Annotated in this window: 21 protein-coding genes; 20 read left to right on the top strand and 1 reads right to left on the bottom strand. The window is 32.1% G+C overall.

Annotated elements, in window-relative coordinates; all coding sequences use genetic code 11:
• Positions 1-213: 213 nt before the first annotated feature.
• Genes M3Z80_RS02575 through M3Z80_RS02480 form a run of 20 tightly spaced genes read left to right on the top strand, consistent with a single transcriptional unit; the run spans position 214 to position 17,714 of the window.
• The gene (locus M3Z80_RS02575) at positions 214-1,689 is read left to right on the top strand and encodes an MFS transporter (protein ID WP_293917267.1); all 1,476 of its coding nucleotides are present in this window, start codon (positions 214-216) and stop codon (positions 1,687-1,689) included.
• A 38-nt stretch (positions 1,690-1,727) separates the two neighbouring features.
• Entirely contained in the window at positions 1,728-3,083 is a 1,356-nt protein-coding gene (locus tag M3Z80_RS02570; RefSeq protein ID WP_293917265.1) for an MFS transporter, read from the top strand.
• A gap of 15 nt (positions 3,084-3,098) precedes the next feature.
• A complete protein-coding gene (locus tag M3Z80_RS02565) occupies positions 3,099-4,154 on the top strand; it encodes an MFS transporter (RefSeq protein WP_293917263.1) in 1,056 nt (351 codons plus the stop codon).
• A gap of 55 nt (positions 4,155-4,209) precedes the next feature.
• Complete coding sequence (locus tag M3Z80_RS02560; protein WP_293917261.1) at positions 4,210-6,432, top strand: molybdopterin oxidoreductase family protein; 2,223 nt, start codon at positions 4,210-4,212, stop codon at positions 6,430-6,432.
• A gap of 10 nt (positions 6,433-6,442) precedes the next feature.
• Positions 6,443-7,012 (top strand): 4Fe-4S dicluster domain-containing protein, encoded by a 570-nt coding sequence (locus M3Z80_RS02555; protein ID WP_293917259.1) that lies wholly within the window; start codon positions 6,443-6,445, stop codon positions 7,010-7,012.
• A 14-nt stretch (positions 7,013-7,026) separates the two neighbouring features.
• Positions 7,027-7,533 (top strand): QcrA and Rieske domain-containing protein, encoded by a 507-nt coding sequence (locus tag M3Z80_RS02550; RefSeq protein WP_293917258.1) that lies wholly within the window; start codon positions 7,027-7,029, stop codon positions 7,531-7,533.
• 5 nt (positions 7,534-7,538) lie between these two features.
• Positions 7,539-7,811 carry a DUF6755 family protein gene (locus M3Z80_RS02545; RefSeq protein WP_293917257.1) on the top strand — a complete coding sequence of 91 codons (273 nt, stop codon included), beginning with the start codon at positions 7,539-7,541 and terminating at the stop codon, positions 7,809-7,811.
• Positions 7,804-8,787, top strand: a complete 984-nt coding sequence (gene moaA / locus M3Z80_RS02540; RefSeq protein ID WP_293917255.1) for a GTP 3',8-cyclase MoaA — start codon at positions 7,804-7,806, stop codon at positions 8,785-8,787. The genes M3Z80_RS02545 and moaA overlap by 8 nt, the downstream gene beginning before the upstream one ends.
• A gap of 39 nt (positions 8,788-8,826) precedes the next feature.
• Complete coding sequence (locus M3Z80_RS02535; protein ID WP_293917254.1) at positions 8,827-10,017, top strand: molybdopterin molybdotransferase MoeA; 1,191 nt, start codon at positions 8,827-8,829, stop codon at positions 10,015-10,017.
• Positions 10,005-10,328, top strand: coding sequence for a winged helix-turn-helix domain-containing protein (locus tag M3Z80_RS02530; protein ID WP_293917252.1), 324 nt, complete (start codon positions 10,005-10,007; stop codon positions 10,326-10,328). Before M3Z80_RS02535 ends, M3Z80_RS02530 begins: the two co-directional genes overlap by 13 nt.
• A 2-nt stretch (positions 10,329-10,330) precedes the next feature.
• A complete protein-coding gene (gene mobA, locus M3Z80_RS02525; protein WP_293917250.1) occupies positions 10,331-10,903 on the top strand; it encodes a molybdenum cofactor guanylyltransferase in 573 nt (190 codons plus the stop codon).
• Complete coding sequence (locus M3Z80_RS02520; protein WP_293917249.1) at positions 10,893-11,123, top strand: MoaD/ThiS family protein; 231 nt, start codon at positions 10,893-10,895, stop codon at positions 11,121-11,123. Before mobA ends, M3Z80_RS02520 begins: the two co-directional genes overlap by 11 nt.
• A gap of 23 nt (positions 11,124-11,146) precedes the next feature.
• Positions 11,147-12,232 (top strand): HesA/MoeB/ThiF family protein, encoded by a 1,086-nt coding sequence (locus M3Z80_RS02515; RefSeq protein ID WP_293917248.1) that lies wholly within the window; start codon positions 11,147-11,149, stop codon positions 12,230-12,232.
• 12 nt (positions 12,233-12,244) lie between these two features.
• Positions 12,245-12,682 (top strand): molybdenum cofactor biosynthesis protein MoaE, encoded by a 438-nt coding sequence (locus tag M3Z80_RS02510; RefSeq protein WP_293917246.1) that lies wholly within the window; start codon positions 12,245-12,247, stop codon positions 12,680-12,682.
• Positions 12,683-12,687: 5 nt separating this feature from the next.
• The gene (locus M3Z80_RS02505) at positions 12,688-13,377 is read left to right on the top strand and encodes an MOSC domain-containing protein (protein ID WP_293917243.1); all 690 of its coding nucleotides are present in this window, start codon (positions 12,688-12,690) and stop codon (positions 13,375-13,377) included.
• 31 nt (positions 13,378-13,408) lie between these two features.
• Complete coding sequence (locus M3Z80_RS02500) at positions 13,409-14,668, top strand: alginate export family protein (RefSeq protein WP_293917241.1); 1,260 nt, start codon at positions 13,409-13,411, stop codon at positions 14,666-14,668.
• Between the two features lie 8 nt (positions 14,669-14,676).
• Positions 14,677-15,585, top strand: coding sequence for a bifunctional molybdenum cofactor biosynthesis protein MoaC/MoaB (gene moaCB / locus M3Z80_RS02495; protein WP_293917238.1), 909 nt, complete (start codon positions 14,677-14,679; stop codon positions 15,583-15,585).
• Positions 15,586-15,600: 15 nt separating this feature from the next.
• Positions 15,601-16,368, top strand: coding sequence for a molybdate ABC transporter substrate-binding protein (modA, locus tag M3Z80_RS02490; RefSeq protein ID WP_293917235.1), 768 nt, complete (start codon positions 15,601-15,603; stop codon positions 16,366-16,368).
• Positions 16,369-16,373: 5 nt separating this feature from the next.
• On the top strand, positions 16,374-17,051 hold the full coding sequence (gene modB, locus M3Z80_RS02485; RefSeq protein ID WP_293917232.1) for a molybdate ABC transporter permease subunit: 678 nt from the start codon (positions 16,374-16,376) through the stop codon (positions 17,049-17,051).
• Positions 17,052-17,057: 6 nt separating this feature from the next.
• Positions 17,058-17,714 (top strand): ATP-binding cassette domain-containing protein, encoded by a 657-nt coding sequence (locus M3Z80_RS02480; protein ID WP_293917230.1) that lies wholly within the window; start codon positions 17,058-17,060, stop codon positions 17,712-17,714.
• 447 nt (positions 17,715-18,161) lie between these two features.
• Here the strand turns inward: M3Z80_RS02480 and M3Z80_RS02475 are convergent, their stop codons facing one another.
• Positions 18,162-18,950, bottom strand: coding sequence for a GIY-YIG nuclease family protein (locus M3Z80_RS02475; protein ID WP_293917229.1), 789 nt, complete (start codon positions 18,948-18,950; stop codon positions 18,162-18,164).
• Between the last annotated feature and the right edge of the window lie 2 nt (positions 18,951-18,952).

Genomic DNA, 18,952 nt, shown 5'->3' with positions numbered 1-18,952 from the left:
ATAAATTATAAACTATTATTAAAACTACTTTATTAAATGAGCACTAAATTACTTCAATCTCACAAGATTCTGTTTTTAAATACTCTGGCTTTTACTGTATGTTTCGCCTGTTGGACTCTCAATGGGGTATTAGTTACATATTTAGTAGATAAAGGTATAAGATTCTAATCTAAGAGAATAAATTATAAACTATTATTAAAACTACTTTATTAAATGAGCACTAAATTACTTCAATCTCACAAGATTCTGTTTTTGAATACTCTGGCCTTTACCGTATGTTTTGCCTGTTGGACTCTCAATGGGGTATTAGTTACATATTTAGTAGATAAAGGTATATTTGACTTTACAGTTGTTGAAACCGGTTGGCTATTAGGAATTCCTGTTTTAACGGGTTCTTTATTACGACTTCCGGTAGGAATAATGACCGATAAATTTGGTGGAAAATACGTTTTTGCAGGGTTACTTTTATTCTGTTCAATACCTCTATTTTTATTACCGATGGCAAAATCATTCGTGGTTTTCGCTTTATTAAGCTTTTTATTTGGATTTGTAGGAACTAGTTTTGCTATTGGGGTTGGATATACTTCGGTATGGTATCCTAAAGAATGGCAAGGAAGAGCGTTGGGTATTTTTGGTATGGGAAATGCAGGAGCAGCCTTAACTACTTTTTTTGCCCCAAGCTTACTAAATTACTTTTCTAAAAATGATCCTGACAACGGATGGAAAATGCTTCCTATAACTTACGGAACCGTACTTGTAGTTATAGGGATTTTATTCTTATTGTTTGCTAAAAATAAAAAACCTGCGGGAAATTCAAAAAATATGAGTCAAATGCTTTCTCCTTTGAAAAAAGGAAGAGTTTGGAGATTTGGATTATATTACTTATTAGTATTCGGCTTCTTTGTAGCCTATTCTCAATGGTTGGTACCGAACTTTATGAATGTATATGGAACCTCTTTAGTGGTTGCCGGAATGTTCGCTTCCTATTTTAGTCTTCCTTCCGGAGTAATACGAGCATTTGGCGGATATCTTTCAGATAAATTTGGAGCGAGAAAAGTAATGTATTGGGTCTTAGGATCATCAGTAGCTTTAAGTTTCTTATTAATGTTTCCAAAGATGGAAATCTATACAGATGGACAAGGAGTTTCAGCTAATAAAAATGGAATTGTTACCAAAGTAACCGCTAATAGTATTACCGTTGATAATAAAGAATATGCTATTAAAGAAAAAGACGAAAAGGGGGATAAGAAGAAAAATATATTTCCCACTAAAGAGACTTGGCAGGAAATCGTAGTAAAAGAAAATCAACAAGTAAATAAAAAAGATTTATTAGCTAAAGGTATTACCGAAATAAAATTCGACGCAAATATGTGGGTCTATCTGGTATTGGTTATATGTATAGGAATTTCTTGGGGAATAGGAAAAGCAGCAGTTTACAAACATATACCTGAATACTTCCCCAATGAAGTGGGAGTGGTAGGTGGAATGGTAGGCCTTATTGGGGGATTAGGCGGTTTTATCGGACCGATCATTTTTGGATATTTTCTTAATTATACTGGATTATGGACCAGTTCTTGGATATTAATATTTATTATATCATTAATCTGTTTGATTTGTATGCATAGAGTGATATTAAAAATGACTCGAGAAAAGATGCCTGAAATTTATAATGATATAGAAAATAAATAATAGATATAAAAAATTATAACTTAAAATAAATACAAATAATGGGTACATGGCTAAAAGAATGGAAGCCTGAAGATCATAATTTTTGGGAATCTACAGGAAAGAAAATAGCTTGGAGAACTTTAACTATAACCACTATTTCATTAACATTATCATTTATAGTGTGGTATCTAATGAGTGGTATTGTAACTAAATTGCCGGGTATAGGATTTAACTTTACAGAAAAAGAGCTATTCTGGTTGGCTTCTTTACCTGGATTGGCTGCCGGAACGTTACGTATTGTACATACCTTCTTAATTCCAATTTATGGAACTAGACATACTGTAACATTCTCTACTTTGATAAAATTAATACCGGTGGTAGGTATTGCTTTGGCAGTAATGAATCCTGAAACTCCATTTTGGGTTTTTGCTGTTTTAGCATTTACTATGGGTTTTGGAGGTGGTGACTTCTCTTCTTTTATGCCCTCAACAAATATGTTTTTTCCTGCCCGTTTAAAAGGTACGGCATTAGGGGTACAAGCAGGTATTGGTAACTTTGGTGTAAGTATAGTACAATTTTTAACTCCGGCTTTATTAGGAGTTGCAATTGTAGGAGCTCCTGAAATTTTAAAAACTACCGATCCATTAACTCACGAAGTAACAACTAAACCTATTTATTTACAAAGTACCGCATTAATCTATGCGCCAATACTAATTATAATGACTTTAGTTTGTTGGTTCGGTTTACGAAGCATTCCTTTAAAATCTTCATTTAAAGAGCAATTAGGGATTTTTAAAATAAAACATACTTGGTTTTGTACCATAACTTATTTTATGACATTTGGTACATTCTCAGGTCTTGCTGCAGCATTTCCATTGATGATTAAATCATTATACGGTGATTTTCCCGGAGCTCCTGATCCGCTAAAATATGCATTTTATGGACCATTAATCGGTTCAGCTAGTAGAGTTGTGTTTGGATTTGTTGCGGACAGAGTAGGTGGTTCAGTGTTAACAACCATAACCGGGTTAGGATTTGCAGGATGTATCGGGATTATGATTGCTATGGGGTTGGTAGCGCCTACTTCTGTAGATCAATTCCCGTATTTTTTAGCAATGATGTTGACCATATTCTTTTTTTCAGGTATGGGAAATGCCGGAACTTTCAGACAATATCCTATCATATTCAAAGATAATCCGGTTCATTCCGCAGGAGTTATTGGTTGGACAGCAGCTATAGCAGCTTACGGACCATTTATTTTTTCAATGATAATCGGAGCTGAATTAGAATCATCTAAAGCATCAGGTTTAAAAAGTGTAAATACCTTTTTCTGGGGAATTTTAATTTTCTCATTGTTAGCTACAGTTATTAATTGGTATTATTATCAAAGAAAAGGAGCTGAAAGACCAAGTTAAAAAATCATAATAATTATGTTTAAATCATTCAGTACGCTTAATAAAAAAGCATTAATTAAAGCAATTACTGCTACTTTGCTTATTATTACGTTAGTATTTATAGGTTCGCGTAATCTACAAAATTTTGATGCGGCATTAATTGCCTACTTATTTGGATCGGTTTTTTGCGTATTTGGAGTGACTTACCGTTATTCAATTTGGTTACAACGTCCTCCTACTAAAATGTATTGGAAACGTTCTTGGCAATTTTTATTTAGTAAGCATTTTATTGCTTATACAATAAGAGGGCTTAAATTATTTTGTCAAAATATTCTATTTCAGAAATTTATATATCCTAGAGGGAGAACACGTTGGATAGGACACTTCTTGTTAGCTACAGGATGTTTAATAGCTTTTTGTATAACCTTTCCACTTACTTTCGGTTGGATACATTTTACCTTGGAATCAGGTTCTATGACCACCTATGAAGCTCATATGTTCGGGTTTAAAGTAATGGATTTTCAATTAGGTTCTATACTGGCATTTATTATCTTCCATGCTTTAGTATGGTGTTCTATTTTAGTCATTATCGGCTGTATCATGATGATGAAAAGAAGATTGACTAACGGTGGGTTAATTGCCACCCAAACATTTGATGGAGATTGGTTACCGTTATTATTGCTTATAGCAATTTCATTAACAGGAATCGGAATTGTTTTCGATTATACATATTTAGATGGAAAAACCAATCAATTTATGTCTGTTTCTCATGCAGTAACAGTAATACTATTTTTAGTTTGGATGCCTTTTGGGAAATTCTTTCACATTTTCCAGCGTCCGGCACAATTGGGTGCAAATATCTATAAAACGGAAGGTATTAAACATGGAATGGCTGTTTGTCCTCATACAAAAGAAGAATTTGCCACCAAAATGCATGTGAACGATCTTAAAACGATAACTAAAGAACTTGGATTTGACTTCACATTAGAAGATGGAACCAGCTACTTAGATTACAGTCCCGAAGGAAAAAGATCTGCTCTTGCTTTGGCACATTTGAAAGCAAGAAAAGAATCCGGAAGTTACTTTGGATAAAAATGAACAAAAAATTTTTATAAATCATTTATAAGCATAAAATAAAATTAATTATATGGCTAAATTACCTGTAGGTACAGAAAAAATTATTGAGCAATTTGGTCCTCATAAAAATTATGTACCAAAAGATGGTTTTAAAGGAACATCAGATCCCGACAAGCTTGTAAAAACTCATTGTTGTTTTTGCGGGATGCAATGTGGTATTCAGCTTAAGGTTAAAGACAATAAAGTTGTTGGATTTGAGCCTTGGAAAGAATTTCCATTTAATGAAGGGAGACTATGTCCTAAAGGAGTTCAGCGATATTTACAAGATAACCATCCCGATAGATTAACGCATCCTTTGCAAAGAATAGAAGGAGAAGGATTCAAGCCTATCGGTTGGGATGATGCGTTTGATAAAATTATAACAGAAATAAAAAGAATCCAAGGAGAGTATGGAAATAATGCATTTGCAATGCTTTCGGGAGTTTCATTAACGAATGAAAAAAGTTATATGATCGGTAAATTTGCCCGTGTAGCTTTAAAAACTGCTAATTTGGATTACAATGGAAGACTTTGTATGGTTAGTGCCGGTGCAGGAAATAAAAAAGCATTTGGCATGGATAGAGCCTCCAATAGTTGGGCGGACTTAAAACATGCTGAAGTTATCATGGTTGCGGGAGCTAATGTTAGTGAAACGTTTCCGACATTAACTTATCGTCTTTGGGAAGCCAGAGATAACGGTGCCAAACTAATAGTAGTGGATCCGAGGGTTACTCCGTTTGCAAGAACTGCAGACTTACACCTAGATTTACGTCCCGGAACGGATTCGGCTTTATACGGAGCAATACTTAAAATTTTATTTGATAATGATTGGGTAGATCATGAATTTATTGAAAAACATACTTCAGGTTTAGATGAAACTCTTGCTTCTGTTCAAGATCATACAGTAGAATGGGCAGAAGAAGTTACCGGTGTATCTGCAGATAAAATACGTAAAGCTGCTGAAATGTGGGGGAAAGCGAATACCAGTTTCTTACTGCACGCTCGTGGAATTGAACAACATACCAAAGGAGTTGATAATGTGGTTGGATGTATTAATTTGGTATTAGCAACCGGAAGAATAGGAAAACCTTATTGTGGCTATGGAACTATTACAGGACAAGGAAATGGACAAGGAGGTAGAGAGCACGGACACAAATGCGATCAGCTTCCTGGAAATAGAGATATAGAAAATCCTGAAGACAGAAAAATCGTTTCTGAAATATGGGGAATAGATGAAAAAGACCTTCCTCGTAAAGGATATAGTTCATGGGAAATTATAGAAGCTATTCATAGAGGAGAAATTAAAGGATTAATTTCCATTTGTTTTAATCCATTGGTTTCTTTACCTAATAATAATTATGTACGATCTGCTTTAGAAAAACTAGAATTTTATGTTGCTATAGACTTTTTCTTAAATGAAACTGCACGCCATGCTGATATGGTATTAGCCGGATCGTTACAAGAAGAAGAGGAAGGTACCGTTACTACAGCAGAAGGACGTGTAGTAAGGGTACGTCAGGCTGTAACGCCTCCAGGAAATGCCAGAACAGATACTAGCATTATTTTGGAATTAGCAAGAAGACTAGGAGTTGAATCTTATTTCCCTTATAAAAATAGTGAAGAAATTTTCAATGAATTAAGAAAAGCATCTAGAAACAGTAGGGCAGATTATTACGGGATAACTTACGATAGGATTGAAAAAGAAATGGGAGTATTTTGGCCTTGTCCTGAATTAGATCATCCGGGAACTCCAAGGCTTTGGGAAGATTATAAATTCAAAACTCCAGATGGTAAAGCACATTTTAATCCTGCTCCATATCGACAATCTTCAGAAATGACCGATGAAGAGTATCCGATTATTTTAACTACAGGACGTGTGGTCTCTCAATATTTGAGCGGGACACAAACAAGGAGAATAGGGAAGTTGGTAGACCAATATCCTGAACCTTTATTGGAAATACATCCTAAGCTTGCCCTAAAATACGGAATACAAGATCATGACTTAATTCGCGTAGTAACTCGAAGAGGAGAAATGTTAATACCTGCTAATGTGGTGGAAACTATAAGAGAAGATACCGTATTTATACCTTATCATTGGGGAGGGAAACATTCGGCAAATCAATTAACCATATCAACTTTAGATCCTGTATCTAAAATGCCTGAATTTAAAGTTTGTGCATGCAAATTAATTAATACAGGTAAAAAAGAAACGATAGAGGAAGAATCTAAAGCATATCAAAGTTCAATTGACTAAAAAAGAGAATATGATCAGTACAGAATATAATAAAAATGTAGGCTTTTTTGTAGACATGCAAAGATGCATCGGATGTCATGCTTGTGAAATGGCGTGTGCAGAATGCGAAACTAATGGGCAGGATAGTATGATTAATATCCATTACGTTGATCGTAAACATACGATACAAACTACCGTTCAAGTTTGCATGCATTGTGATGACCCCGTATGTGCCAATGTTTGTCCGGCTGATGCCATTACCAAAGATGTATTTGGTGTTGTACATTCCGCTAATACTTCCCGCTGTATCGGTTGTTCTAATTGCGTGATGGCTTGTCCTTTCGGAGTTCCTAAAAAAATGGAAGAAGCTGAGCTAATGATGAAATGCAATATGTGCTATGATAGAACAAGTGCAGGATTAAAGCCAATGTGTGCCACTGTTTGTCCTAGTGGAGCTTTATTTTATGGAACATTAGAAGAAATTGAAGAAAAACGTCCTAATAGTACGCCGGTAAACAAATTTATATTTGGTAAGCAAGAAGTGGTTACCAAGGTAAACATTATGATGCCAAAAGGAAGTACCGAATTAAAAGTTCACTAATAATTGAAGAAAAAATGTCAAAAAAAGATAAAGAGAAACCAGTATGGAAAACAGATTTTCCAATAAAACAAGATGAAGCAACTCATGTTTCAAGGAGAGAGTTTGCAAAATTTTTATGTCTGTTATCCGGAGGATTAGCTATAGGTAACGGTGCTATAGCTGCCAAATCATTACTGTTTCCTAAAAAAAAGCTCAATGAAGAATACTTCGTTTGTGATTCTTTAGATGTTCCGATAGGAAAAATGAAAGCCTTTGTGATTAACGATAATCATAAAGTACCCTACATACTCATTCATTTAGGAGAAGATAAATGGAGATGTTTTGAACAAAAATGCACCCATTTATCTTGTGCCGTATTGTATGATCATGATCATAATAAGATAGTTTGCCCTTGTCATAAAGGTTTTTTCGACCCTGAGACAGGTAAAGTTTTACAAGGTCCGCCACCGAGACCCTTACCTCAACTTTCCGTGGTAATACGTGATGGAAAGGTATACGTAACAGATAAAGAAAATGCTTAAAAATCATGAATAATTTTAAAGAAGTTCAGAATTCGGCTAACAATAATAAAATCAATACCTTAATGTCTGCTATTATAGTAGTATTAATATTAATATTAACTTTACAAGTATGGATGATGTACGGAGCCTTAAATAATGCTTTAGATGATAATGAAGCTTTTGCTTGGGCAACATTTGGAGGTTCGGTTTTTCTGTTTTTTTCTGCTGTATTTTTATTAAGATATTTGCCGGAACCACGGACTAACAAAGTAATAGATCCTAATAACAAATATGAATAAGTTAGTTGATAATTATAACAGAATTCATAATTATTTAAGAATTTCTTTAACGGATAGTTGTAATTTTCGTTGTATTTATTGCATGCCTAATGAAAAAATGCAATGTATGCCTTACAATCATCTCATGAGTCCGCAAGAAATTTTCACAATAGCCGAAACTTTCACTAAATATCAAGTAAATAAAATTCGTCTTACTGGAGGAGAGCCTCTGGTAAGACATGATTTTGCTGATATAATCAAGAAATTGTCTAACTTACCTGTAGAATTAAATTTAACTACTAATGGCGTGTTATTGCATAAATATGTTACTCTTTTAAAGGAGATAAATTTAAACACGATAAACATTAGTATTGACAGCTTACGAGAAGAAAAATTTAAATTTTTAACTAAACGTAATGCATTTAATCAGGTATGGGATAATATTTTACTTTATGTAAACCAAGGTTTTCATATTAAATTAAATATTGTAATAATGAAAGGAATAAATGAAGATGAAATCAACGACTTTATTTCGTTAACAAAAAACTTTCCTATACAAGTTCGATTTATTGAATTTATGCCTTTTAATGGAAACCAATGGAAAAAAAGTAAGGTTATAACTATGAAAGATATGTTAACGATTATAGATTCTCAATTTTCCTATCAGAAAATAAAAGATAATAATAACGATACTACTAAAAAGTTCAAAGTTGAAGGATACGAAGGAACTTTTGCTTTTATAACAACTATGAGTCAACCTTTTTGCCAGGGGTGTAACAGAATGAGAATTACTGCGGATGGAAAAATGAAGAATTGCCTTTTTGGAAAAGATGAATTTGATATTTTAGGAATCCTAAGAAAGAAAGGAGATATAGAACCTATTATACATTCCTTTTTGAAAAACAAGCATAAAAAGATGGGAGGACAATTTGATAATTTTATGAAATTAAATCCTGATTATCTTGAGAATAGAAGTATGATCAAAATTGGAGGATAATTTTTTCTTTTCGGTATGCGAAAAAAAACCTATTGAAAAATGAGTAATTTTATAACGGTTGATGAATCAAGAACAATTATTTTAAAAGAAATAAATGGGAGACCCTTTATAGAAAAAAGAATAGAGGATGCATTACATGATTATTCGGCTAAAAGGGTATATGCCCCAATAGATGTGCCAAATTTTACTAATTCAGCAATGGATGGCTATGCATTGAGTTATCAAGATATTGAGGATGATAAAGAAATAAAAGTTATCTATACAATTCAAGCAGGACAAACTGAATTGCCTATTTTAGAAAGCGGAGAAGCAGCTCGCATATTTACGGGAGCCATGATACCTGCTGGAGCCGATATGGTGGTTATGCAAGAGAAAGTAAAGGTAGAAAATAACATTTTACATCTTCAAGAAGGAAATTATAATAAGGGTGACAATATACGTTTGCAAGGTTCTCAAGCAAAAATAGGTGATATCCTTATAGCTGAAAATACACGTATTACACCTGCTAGCATTGGAATGTTAGCTGGATTTGGAATTGAAAAAATCACTGTGTTTTTACCTCCTAAAGTAGGTATTATTGTTACCGGAAATGAATTAGTTCCTGCTGGTAATCCTCTAAAAAAAGGTCAAATATATGAAAGTAATTCACTTACCTTGCGTTCTGCATTGAAAGAACTTGGTATTGAAACTCAATTTATAGTAAAGATTTCAGATGATCAAGATGAAACCTTTTGCGAAATAAAAAAAAGACTTACTGAGGTAGATATATTATTATTGACAGGAGGTATTTCAGTAGGAGATTATGATTTTGTAAAAGATAGCTTAGAAAAAGTTGAGATAACTCAACTTTTTTACAAATTACAGCAGAAACCTGGAAAACCTTTATATTTTGGAAAGAGAAATAATCATTACGTATTTGCTTTACCTGGTAATCCCGCTTCGGTCTTAACTTGTTTTTATCAATATGTTAGTCCTTTTATAAAAGGATTGAAAGGTGAAAAAAATATATTTAAAGACTATGAAGAAGTTAGTTTATCTAAAGAGTATGATAAAAAAAATAAACTTACAAATTTTCTAAAAGGATATTTGGAAAACGGAATCGTAACTGTTTTATCTTCTCAAGAATCCTATAAAATGAACTCTTTCAGCACCGCTAATTGTATTGTGGAAATAACCGGCGATGAAAGAACAGTTGCTAAAGGCGAAAAAGTAAAGGTATGGCGGATATAAAAATTGAAGGATATATTTGGTTGGAAACAATTAACGGTTTAAAAATTGGAAGAGGAAGAGCCAAACTTCTGAATTATATTGATGAAACGGGTTCTATAGCAGCAGCAGCTAGAGAAATAGGCATCCCTTATAGAAAAGCTTGGGGTATGGTTCAAGAGATGAATGTATTTTCAAATTCTCCTTTGGTTGTAAAAAATTTAGGAGGTAAAAATGGAGGCGGTGCATTTTTAACAATTAAAGGAAAAAAAATAGTTGAAGAATACAAAAAAATTAACGATCAATTTATTTTATTTAAAAAAAATAAAATATAAAAATGGAAGCATATATCCTAGCGGGAGGAAAAAGTACTCGTATGGGGGAGGATAAAGGATTAAAAAAATTAAAAGGTGTTCCTATAATTCAATATATAATTCATACTTTATCTGTTTGTTTTCCCGTAATTAAAATTAATACGGATAATTCCGAATATTTACAGTTCGGTTTAGAACTAATTTTCGATAGGAATAAAAACAAAGGGCCAATAGGAGGAATACAAGCCGCTTTAGAAAATTCAAAAAACGATATATTTATCGTAAGTTGTGATATGCCATTGATTACTCCAGAAGCAATAAAATATTTGTTGGAAAATCACAACAATAATTGGGCAACTGTGGCTAGTTATAATGAAAGAATACAACCTTTATTTGGTATATATACGTACGCTTCTTTACAACTAATAAATAAAAGAATAGCTCATAATCAATTAAAAATGATGGATTTCATTCAAGAGTCTCACTCAGATATTATTGATATGAACAACATACTAAATACAGAAATATTTTCCAATATAAACACACAAGAAGAGTTTAAGAAAATAGAAAAAAATAGAAAAAAATATGAATATTAAAATTTTCGGAAAATTGACCGATATTTTTCAATCTGAAAGTTATCAAATAAAAGAAAAAGTTAATACCGTTTCAAATTTAAAAGAATTATTGGAAAATTATTTTCCCGAGTTAAAAACTTTAAATTATCTGATTATTGTGAATAATACAAACACTAAAGAATCGGATCGGATACCCGAAGGTGCTGAAGTAGCTTTATTACCGCCTTTTTCCGGAGGATAAAAAATATTAACTAAAATTAAAAAATGGATTTTAAAAGATATAATAGACAAATAATTTTACACGATTTCGGAAAAGAAGCTCAAGATAAACTTTTTCGTTCTCGTGTTTTAGTAGTAGGTGCTGGTGGATTGGGATGTCCGGTTCTTCAATGCCTAGCCTCTGCCGGAGTAGGATATTTAGGAATTGTAGATTTTGATAAAGTTGAAATCACCAATTTGCACAGACAAATATTATATAAAGAAGGAGATGTTGGAAAACTTAAGTCCTTAGCTGCAAAAGAAAGACTCGAGGAGACGAATTCCGAATCCACAATTACTTCCTATTCTGAAAAATTGAATGTAAAAAATATAAGTAGCATTATTGATTCATATAATATAATAGTAGATTGCACAGATAATTTTCAGACAAGATATCTTCTTAATGATTATTGTCAAATAAAAAATTTACCATTAGTATATGGAGCAATATATCAATACGAAGGACAAATTGCCGTATTTAATGTTGAAAAAGACGGTATGAAGACTAACTATAGAGATTTATTTCCTTTTCCACCTAAACTTTCAGAAGTCCCAACTTGCAATGAAACGGGGGTTTTAGGTACGCTTACCGGTATTATCGGAACTATCCAAGCTAATGAAGTTATTAAACTAATTTCTGGTATAGGCAATCCACTTATACATAAATTAATGATATTTAACAGTTTGGATTATAATACGCGAATGATTAATTTTGCCAAATCAAAAATAAATTCGTCTCCTAAAGATGAAGACGAATTTAAAACTATCTATTACGAACATATTTGTGGCATGTTTACAACCATAAATGAAGTCGAGAGCGTATTTCAATTGAAGGAAATACTAAGTAGGAAAAATTCAATTTTGGTGGATGTAAGAAATGAAGATGAAATACCCAAGATTTCCGGTTTCGAATATATGTTAATTCCCTTGTATATACATGAAGAAAAAATAAATATTCTTGATGATTACGATTCTATCATATTTGTTTGCAATTCAGGATTACGAAGTAAAAGGGCTATAGAAATAGCTAAAGAAAAATTTCCTCAAAAGGACATTAGACATATTCATAATGGAATTGAAATGATTAGTTAATTTGAATATTGCATGAAGAAAATATATCCATTTTTAGACGGTGCTATTCCCGTTGAATTTATAGCAAAAAGCATACAGAGCCATACCTTTAAAACCGATATAGGAGGACACAGTATTTTTTTAGGGCAGGTAAGGGAAGATATAATTGAAGGAAAAGAAGTGGAAGGAATTGAATTTACCTCTTATCAAGAAATGGCTATAGATAAATTATCTCAAATTAGAGAAGAAACATTTAAAAAATATGATTTACTATGCATGCATGTTTATCATAGTTTAGGAATGGTAAAAACAGGCGGAATTTGCTTGTTTGTTTTTACTTCTTCTAAACATAGAAAGCCCGCAATGCTTGCCTGTGACGAGCTTGTGGAAAAAGTAAAAAAAGAACTTCCCATCTGGGGAAAAGAAATATTTACAGATACGAGTTATCAATGGAAAGAAAATAAACTATAAAAATAATGGAAAAACCTTTTATAAGCTCTTTACATATAGGTAAAATACAACGTTTGGCTAATACGGAGTATTCAAGTGCTATTTATAAGAAAAAAGTTACCGGTCCGCAAAAGGTTTCTAAATTAGGAATACTAAGTGATGAGCAAAGTGATAAGATAAATCATGGAGGAGTAGATAAAGCAATACATCATTATGCTTTTGAGAATTATGAATATTGGAAAAAATTATTCCCTGATGCCGATGTTTTCAAGCACCCGGGAGCTTTCGGAGAAAATATTTCTTCATTGGGTATGAATGAAGATACGGTAATGATCGGAGATATTTATAAAATTGGAAGTTGTACAGTAGAAGTAAGTCAAGCCAGACAACCCTGTTGGAAGCTAAACTATCGTTTCCAATATAGCGAAATGTCTCTTAAAATGCAGGAAAGTTTAAAAACCGGATGGTATTATAGAGTGTTAGAGGAAGGTATTATGCAGGAAGGGGATAACATAGAGCTGATTGAAAGACCATATCCTGAATATAGTTTAACATATTTATTAAAAATATTATATAAAAAAGATAATTGTTTAGATAGCGATATACTAAACGATTTAATAAAGATAAAAACATTAGCACTAAGTTGGAAAAATTTGCTTAAAAATCGTTTGGAAAACAAAAAAGTTGAAAATTGGGAAAAACGATTATTTAGGTAAAGAAAATAATGATTAATTTAAATTTAAAATTATGAAACACAAAAAATTAAGGTATTTGTTGTTTTTTAGTTTAGGGAGTTTAAGTCTCTTAACTGCGCAGAAAATCAAAATTGATGGAGAATTGAGAACTAGAGGCGAATTAAGAAGTGGTTTTCGCAAGCCTTTGGCAGATTCACTCGATGCTGCTTATGTGAACAATTTGAGAGTACGTTTAGGGGCATCCTATGAAGAAAAAGATTATAAGGTTAGAATTACGTTACAGGATACGGAAACGTACGGTTCTAACGGAATAAACAAAACCGGTAATTCTTTAGGAGTATATGAAGCATGGGCTGAATATTTCTTTACGCCTCAATTTTCAGGTGTGTTAGGACGCCAAATATTGGAATATGACGATAAACGTTTATTTTCATCCGGTAATTGGAGTAATACTCCTAATGCACACGACCTCTTAAAATTAAAATACGAAACCAATAAATTTAAAGCGCATGTTGGAGGTGGATGGAATAATGCAGCAGATGTACTTTATGAATCCGTATATGATAAGAGCTATAAATCTTTATTCTATACTTGGTTATATAAACCTATAGGGAAATTTACAGCATCTGCTATATGGGTAAACGAAGGATTCCAAAAAGGAGAAGATCCTGAAGAAGTAAAAACTTCAATTTTCAGAAATACAGTAGGAGCCAACTTCAGTTTAGATGATCATAGTATTCCGTTTTCATTCTATGCAACCGGATATTATCAATTTGGATATGACAGAGCAGACAGTAAATTAGATGCTTCTTTATTAGCATTAAAAACTAAATATAGATTTTCAGATTTCATATCGGCTAATTTAGGGGTAGATTATTTCTCAGGTTCTAAATCTTCTTTAGCTAAAAATAAAGATCATACATTTAATAAACTTTATGGGGCTAACCATTCCTTTAACGGATCCATGGAGTACTGGTCAACTTTACCTAAGCAAGGGCTTGTTGATTTATATGGAGGTGTTTCAGTAAAGGCGAATTCTAAATTAAGCTTTGATGGAGGATTCCATACATTTTCAACAGCTGAAAAAATGGAAAACAGAAATAATAAAGATATAGGTTCCGAAATAGATTTATTGGCAGATTATAAAGTTTCCCAATCTTTATCTCTACAAGCAGGTTGGAGTACTTATATGAAAAATAAGGGAACAAGAATATTAAAAGATCAAGTTGGAGTTAATACCCGTTTCCCACAATGGGCTTATATAATGATTACTTTTAAACCGGTATTCTTATCAACTAAAATTGACAAATAAAAAATAATATGGTAAATATAACACATAAAAGTAACACTCTGAGAAAAGCTGTTGCTCAAGCTGTGGTAAAAGTAGGAAGTCAACAAACTATACAAATTATACAGGAAAATAAAGTTCCCAAAGGAAATATATTTGAAATGGCAAAAGTTGCCGGTTTGTTTGCGGCAAAGAAGACAAGTGATATGATACCCGATTGTCATCCGCTTCCGATTGAATATACTTCCATTACTTATGTTATCAAAGGGTTGGAAATTTACATTCATGTGGAAATACATACCATTTATAAAACAGGTGTTGAAGTGGAAGCAATGCATGCTGCTTCAGTAGTAGCTTTGACTATGTATGATATGCTTAAACCTATTGATAAGAATATCGTAATTCAACACATTAAATTATTAGAAAAAAAAGGAGGTAAGTCAGATAAGAAAGATACGTTTGATTTACCCTTAAGTGCATCCATACTGGTTTGTTCCGATAGCATTTCAAAGGGTGATAAAAAAGATCGGGCAGGAAAAATAATTATGGAAAAACTTCAAAATATCGGAGTAAAAGTCGAAGATTATGAGATTATTCCAGATGAAAAGAATGACATACAAGCTAAAGTGAAAGAATATATAGCAAAAGGAATAAATATGATTTTAATAACCGGAGGAACCGGTTTATCTAAAAGAGATGTTACTCCAGAAGCTATACAACCCATGCTGGAAAGAGAAATTCCCGGAGTTTCGGAAGCTATAAGAAGCTATGGACAAAATAGAACTCCCTTAGCGATGTTATCCAGAAGCATTGCCGGGCTCATTGGCAATACCTTAGTAATTACTATGCCGGGTTCAACCAAAGGAGCGGAAGAATCTATGGATGCAGTTTTTCCATCAATACTGCATATTTTTAAAATAATTGAAGGAGCGCAACATTAAAAATTTTATATAACCATGAAACGCAAGTTAGTTTTTTTACCACTGTTAATATTTATTTTAATGGGTATATTATCCTGCAATAAAGAACGAAAAGCTACTGTAGCTGCTGCTGCGAATTTAAGATATGTGTTAGAAGAAATAAAAACACAATATTTAAAAGATTATCCGGGTGCAAATATTCAAATAACTTATGGATCTTCAGGAATTTTAACTCAGCAAATCATAAATGGAGCTCCTTTTGACCTTTTTATGTCTGCAGATACTAAATTTCCGAATAAATTAGAAGATAGAGGATTGACTTCTGCTTCAGCGGTAAATTATTGCTACGGAAAAGTAGCCTTGTGGAGTTCTTCATTGAATCTATCACAAGGGTTATCATCTGTTCTATTACCGGAAGTTAAAAAAATAGCTATAGCTAATCCGAACAATGCTCCTTACGGACTTAATTCAGTAAATGCACTTAAAAAACAAAATTTATATGATAAAGTAAAAAATCGTATAGTTTGGGGAGAAAATATAAATCAAACAGCACAATTTGCTTTTTCCGGTAACGCAGAAATAGGATTTATAGCTTTATCTTTGGCATTGGCGCCGGAAATGAAAAACAAGGGAAATTATTATGTTTTGCCTGAAGATATATGTCCTCCGATTGCACAAGCAGCTGTTCTTATTAACGGTTGGGAAAAAAACGGAGAAGCTGCGCGTTTCTTAGATTATCTTATCAGTTCTAAATGTGACAGTATTTGGGATAAATACGGATATGGACTACCCGAAAAAGAATAAATTCATTGGAAGAAGATTTTATTAACACTCTTTGGCTTACAGGTAAGCTAGCGACCCTATCAACAATGTTTTTATTGATTATAGGATTGCCAATAGCTTATTTGTTGGCTTATACTCATTTCAAGCTTAAGGCGTTGGTTGAAGCTTTAATATGTATGCCTCTAGTTCTTCCACCCACAGTTTTAGGATATTATCTACTAGTTGCTTTTAGTCCTCAAAATGTATTGGGAATATTTTTGGAAAAACATTTTGATACCCGATTAGCTTTTACTTTTGAAGGAATCATTATAGCTAGCATTATAGCGGGTTTACCTTTTATGATTCAAGCGCTTCAAAACGGTTTTTCTTCTCTTCCGAAAAGTTATAGAGAGGCCTCATACACCTTGGGTAAATCTAAAACAACTACATTTTTTCGGGTTTTATTACCTAATATAAAATCCTCTCTTATCACAGGTATAGCGTTAACATTTGCACATTGTATTGGAGAATTCGGAATAGTTTTAATGGTAGGTGGGAATATTCCTGGAGAAACTCGTATTGCTTCTATTGCAATATATGATGAGGTACAAGCCTTAAATTATAAAGCAGCGAATCAATATTCATTTACTTTATTTTTAATTTCATTTATATTATTAACTCTTATTTACAGCATTAATAAAAGCTTTAAATTTAAAACTCTATAATTTTTAATGATATATGTTGATATTGAACATAAGATGCTGACTTCTGAAGGAAATCATCTTTTATCCATTACTGCTGAATTTCCGGAAAATCAATTGATATGCATATCCGGACCATCAGGTATAGGAAAAACTACGCTTCTTAGAATGATTGCCGGATTAACAAAACCCGATCGAGGAATAATTCGAATAGGAAAGCGAGTTTTTTTTGATTCGGAAAAAAAAATAAATATGATTCCACAAAAAAGAAATGTCGGTTTTATGTTTCAAGATTATGCCTTGTTTCCTAATATGACTGTTGAAGAAAATATATCTTTTGCACAAAATAAGGTTAAAGATAGGGTATGGGTTGATACATTAATCAAAGCCTTTGGTTTGGAAGCTTTAAAAAATCAAAGACCAACCAAGCTTTCGGGAGGTCAAAAACAAAGAACTGCTCTTGCTAGAGCTTTAGCTAAAAAAGCTGATATTTTACTTTTAGATGAACCTCTTTCATCTGTAGATCCAATTATGAGACTCAATCTTCAAAGTGAGATTTTAAAAGCACATGCTAATTTCGGTTTTACAACATTATTAGTCTCTCATGATCAAGATGAGATCAATAAAATGGCACAGTATATTTTATATATGAATAGTAACGGCATCAAACTAATAAATCTTGATTAAAATTTTTAATTTGTATGTATTATCTTTTTTAAAAAAAGATATAAATTTTAAGGTAATTAGTATTTTTTTTTATTAAAAATTTATATATTTGCTTGTAATGGGTGTTATTTGTTGTATTTTTATTTAATAGAATATAAATCAAATCATGAGTTGATGAAATATTTAATTTTCTTATCATTTATTCCCGGACTATTGATTATCTCTTTTAGTATTTTAAAATTTTTAAATATTATAGGTTGGTCGTGGTACATAATTTTTATTCCTCTGGAAATTTATGTTTTATTAAGTATAATTCTAACTTTTATAATAATTTTATATGTCAAAATTTTTAAGGGATCTCTTGATATAATTTTAGAATCTAAATTTTTTAATTAAAGAATTTATATCCTTATTTTATGTTATTTATTATAAATAACTAAAATGGGATGAAGTAAATGTAAAAGGATTTCATTTATTTTTGTTTTTTAGATAGCTTCTTAATATTCGTCTTATATCTTTATTATCTGATTTTGGAACAATGAACGTAGCAGGGTCTTTTCGTGATCTTTTTGGACAGAATCCAAAACCTTTATAAATTCCGTTTTCAATTAAAACCAATCCCTTTTCATTATTTGTCCTTCCTGGTAGTTTCAGTAATAAGGTATCTTGTGGAAAAGAATTTTTATTCAAATAGAGTTGTACTCGTTGATTATATTTATGTACTGGTTCTTTATTAATGCAGGCACCAAGACATTCATGTATAGTATACTGAAAGCATTGGGTCTTTGATTTATATAATCCATTTATTTTCTGGCAAAGCTTATAGGTTTCCGTTATGCGAAATAAATCTTCCTTACCTTGTTTCAAACTTAAGTAAGAATTGATTTCCTGAGTTTGATTGTCTATTTTTCTCAGTTGTAAAGATATATATCCCTCTTTGGTTCTTTCGGGATATAAGCCATAATAAAAGATGCTATGTCTTTGCGCTCGGTTATAAATAGGCTTATAATATTTTATTTCCTCAGATTCCATAAGAAGAGCTATCAATTCACTCCCTGTAGGTTCATAGGTAACTTTAGAAGCAAAATTTTGAATTTTAATCGATTTACGATCAGTACAGGTAAAATGTTGACTTAATCTTTTTCTGATGTTATTACTTTTTCCAATATAGATTAACCGATCTTCTCGAGTAAAAATATAATATACTCCTGGAATAGTGGGTAATCCTTTGATAATATTTTTTAAATCCTCACGCATGT

The organism is Apibacter sp. (assembly GCF_025291155.1).
Taxonomy (GTDB): Bacteria; Bacteroidota; Bacteroidia; order Flavobacteriales; family Weeksellaceae; genus Apibacter.
The sequence above is the reverse complement of the archived record's forward strand: the minus strand, read 5'-3'. Positions and strand labels throughout refer to the sequence as shown.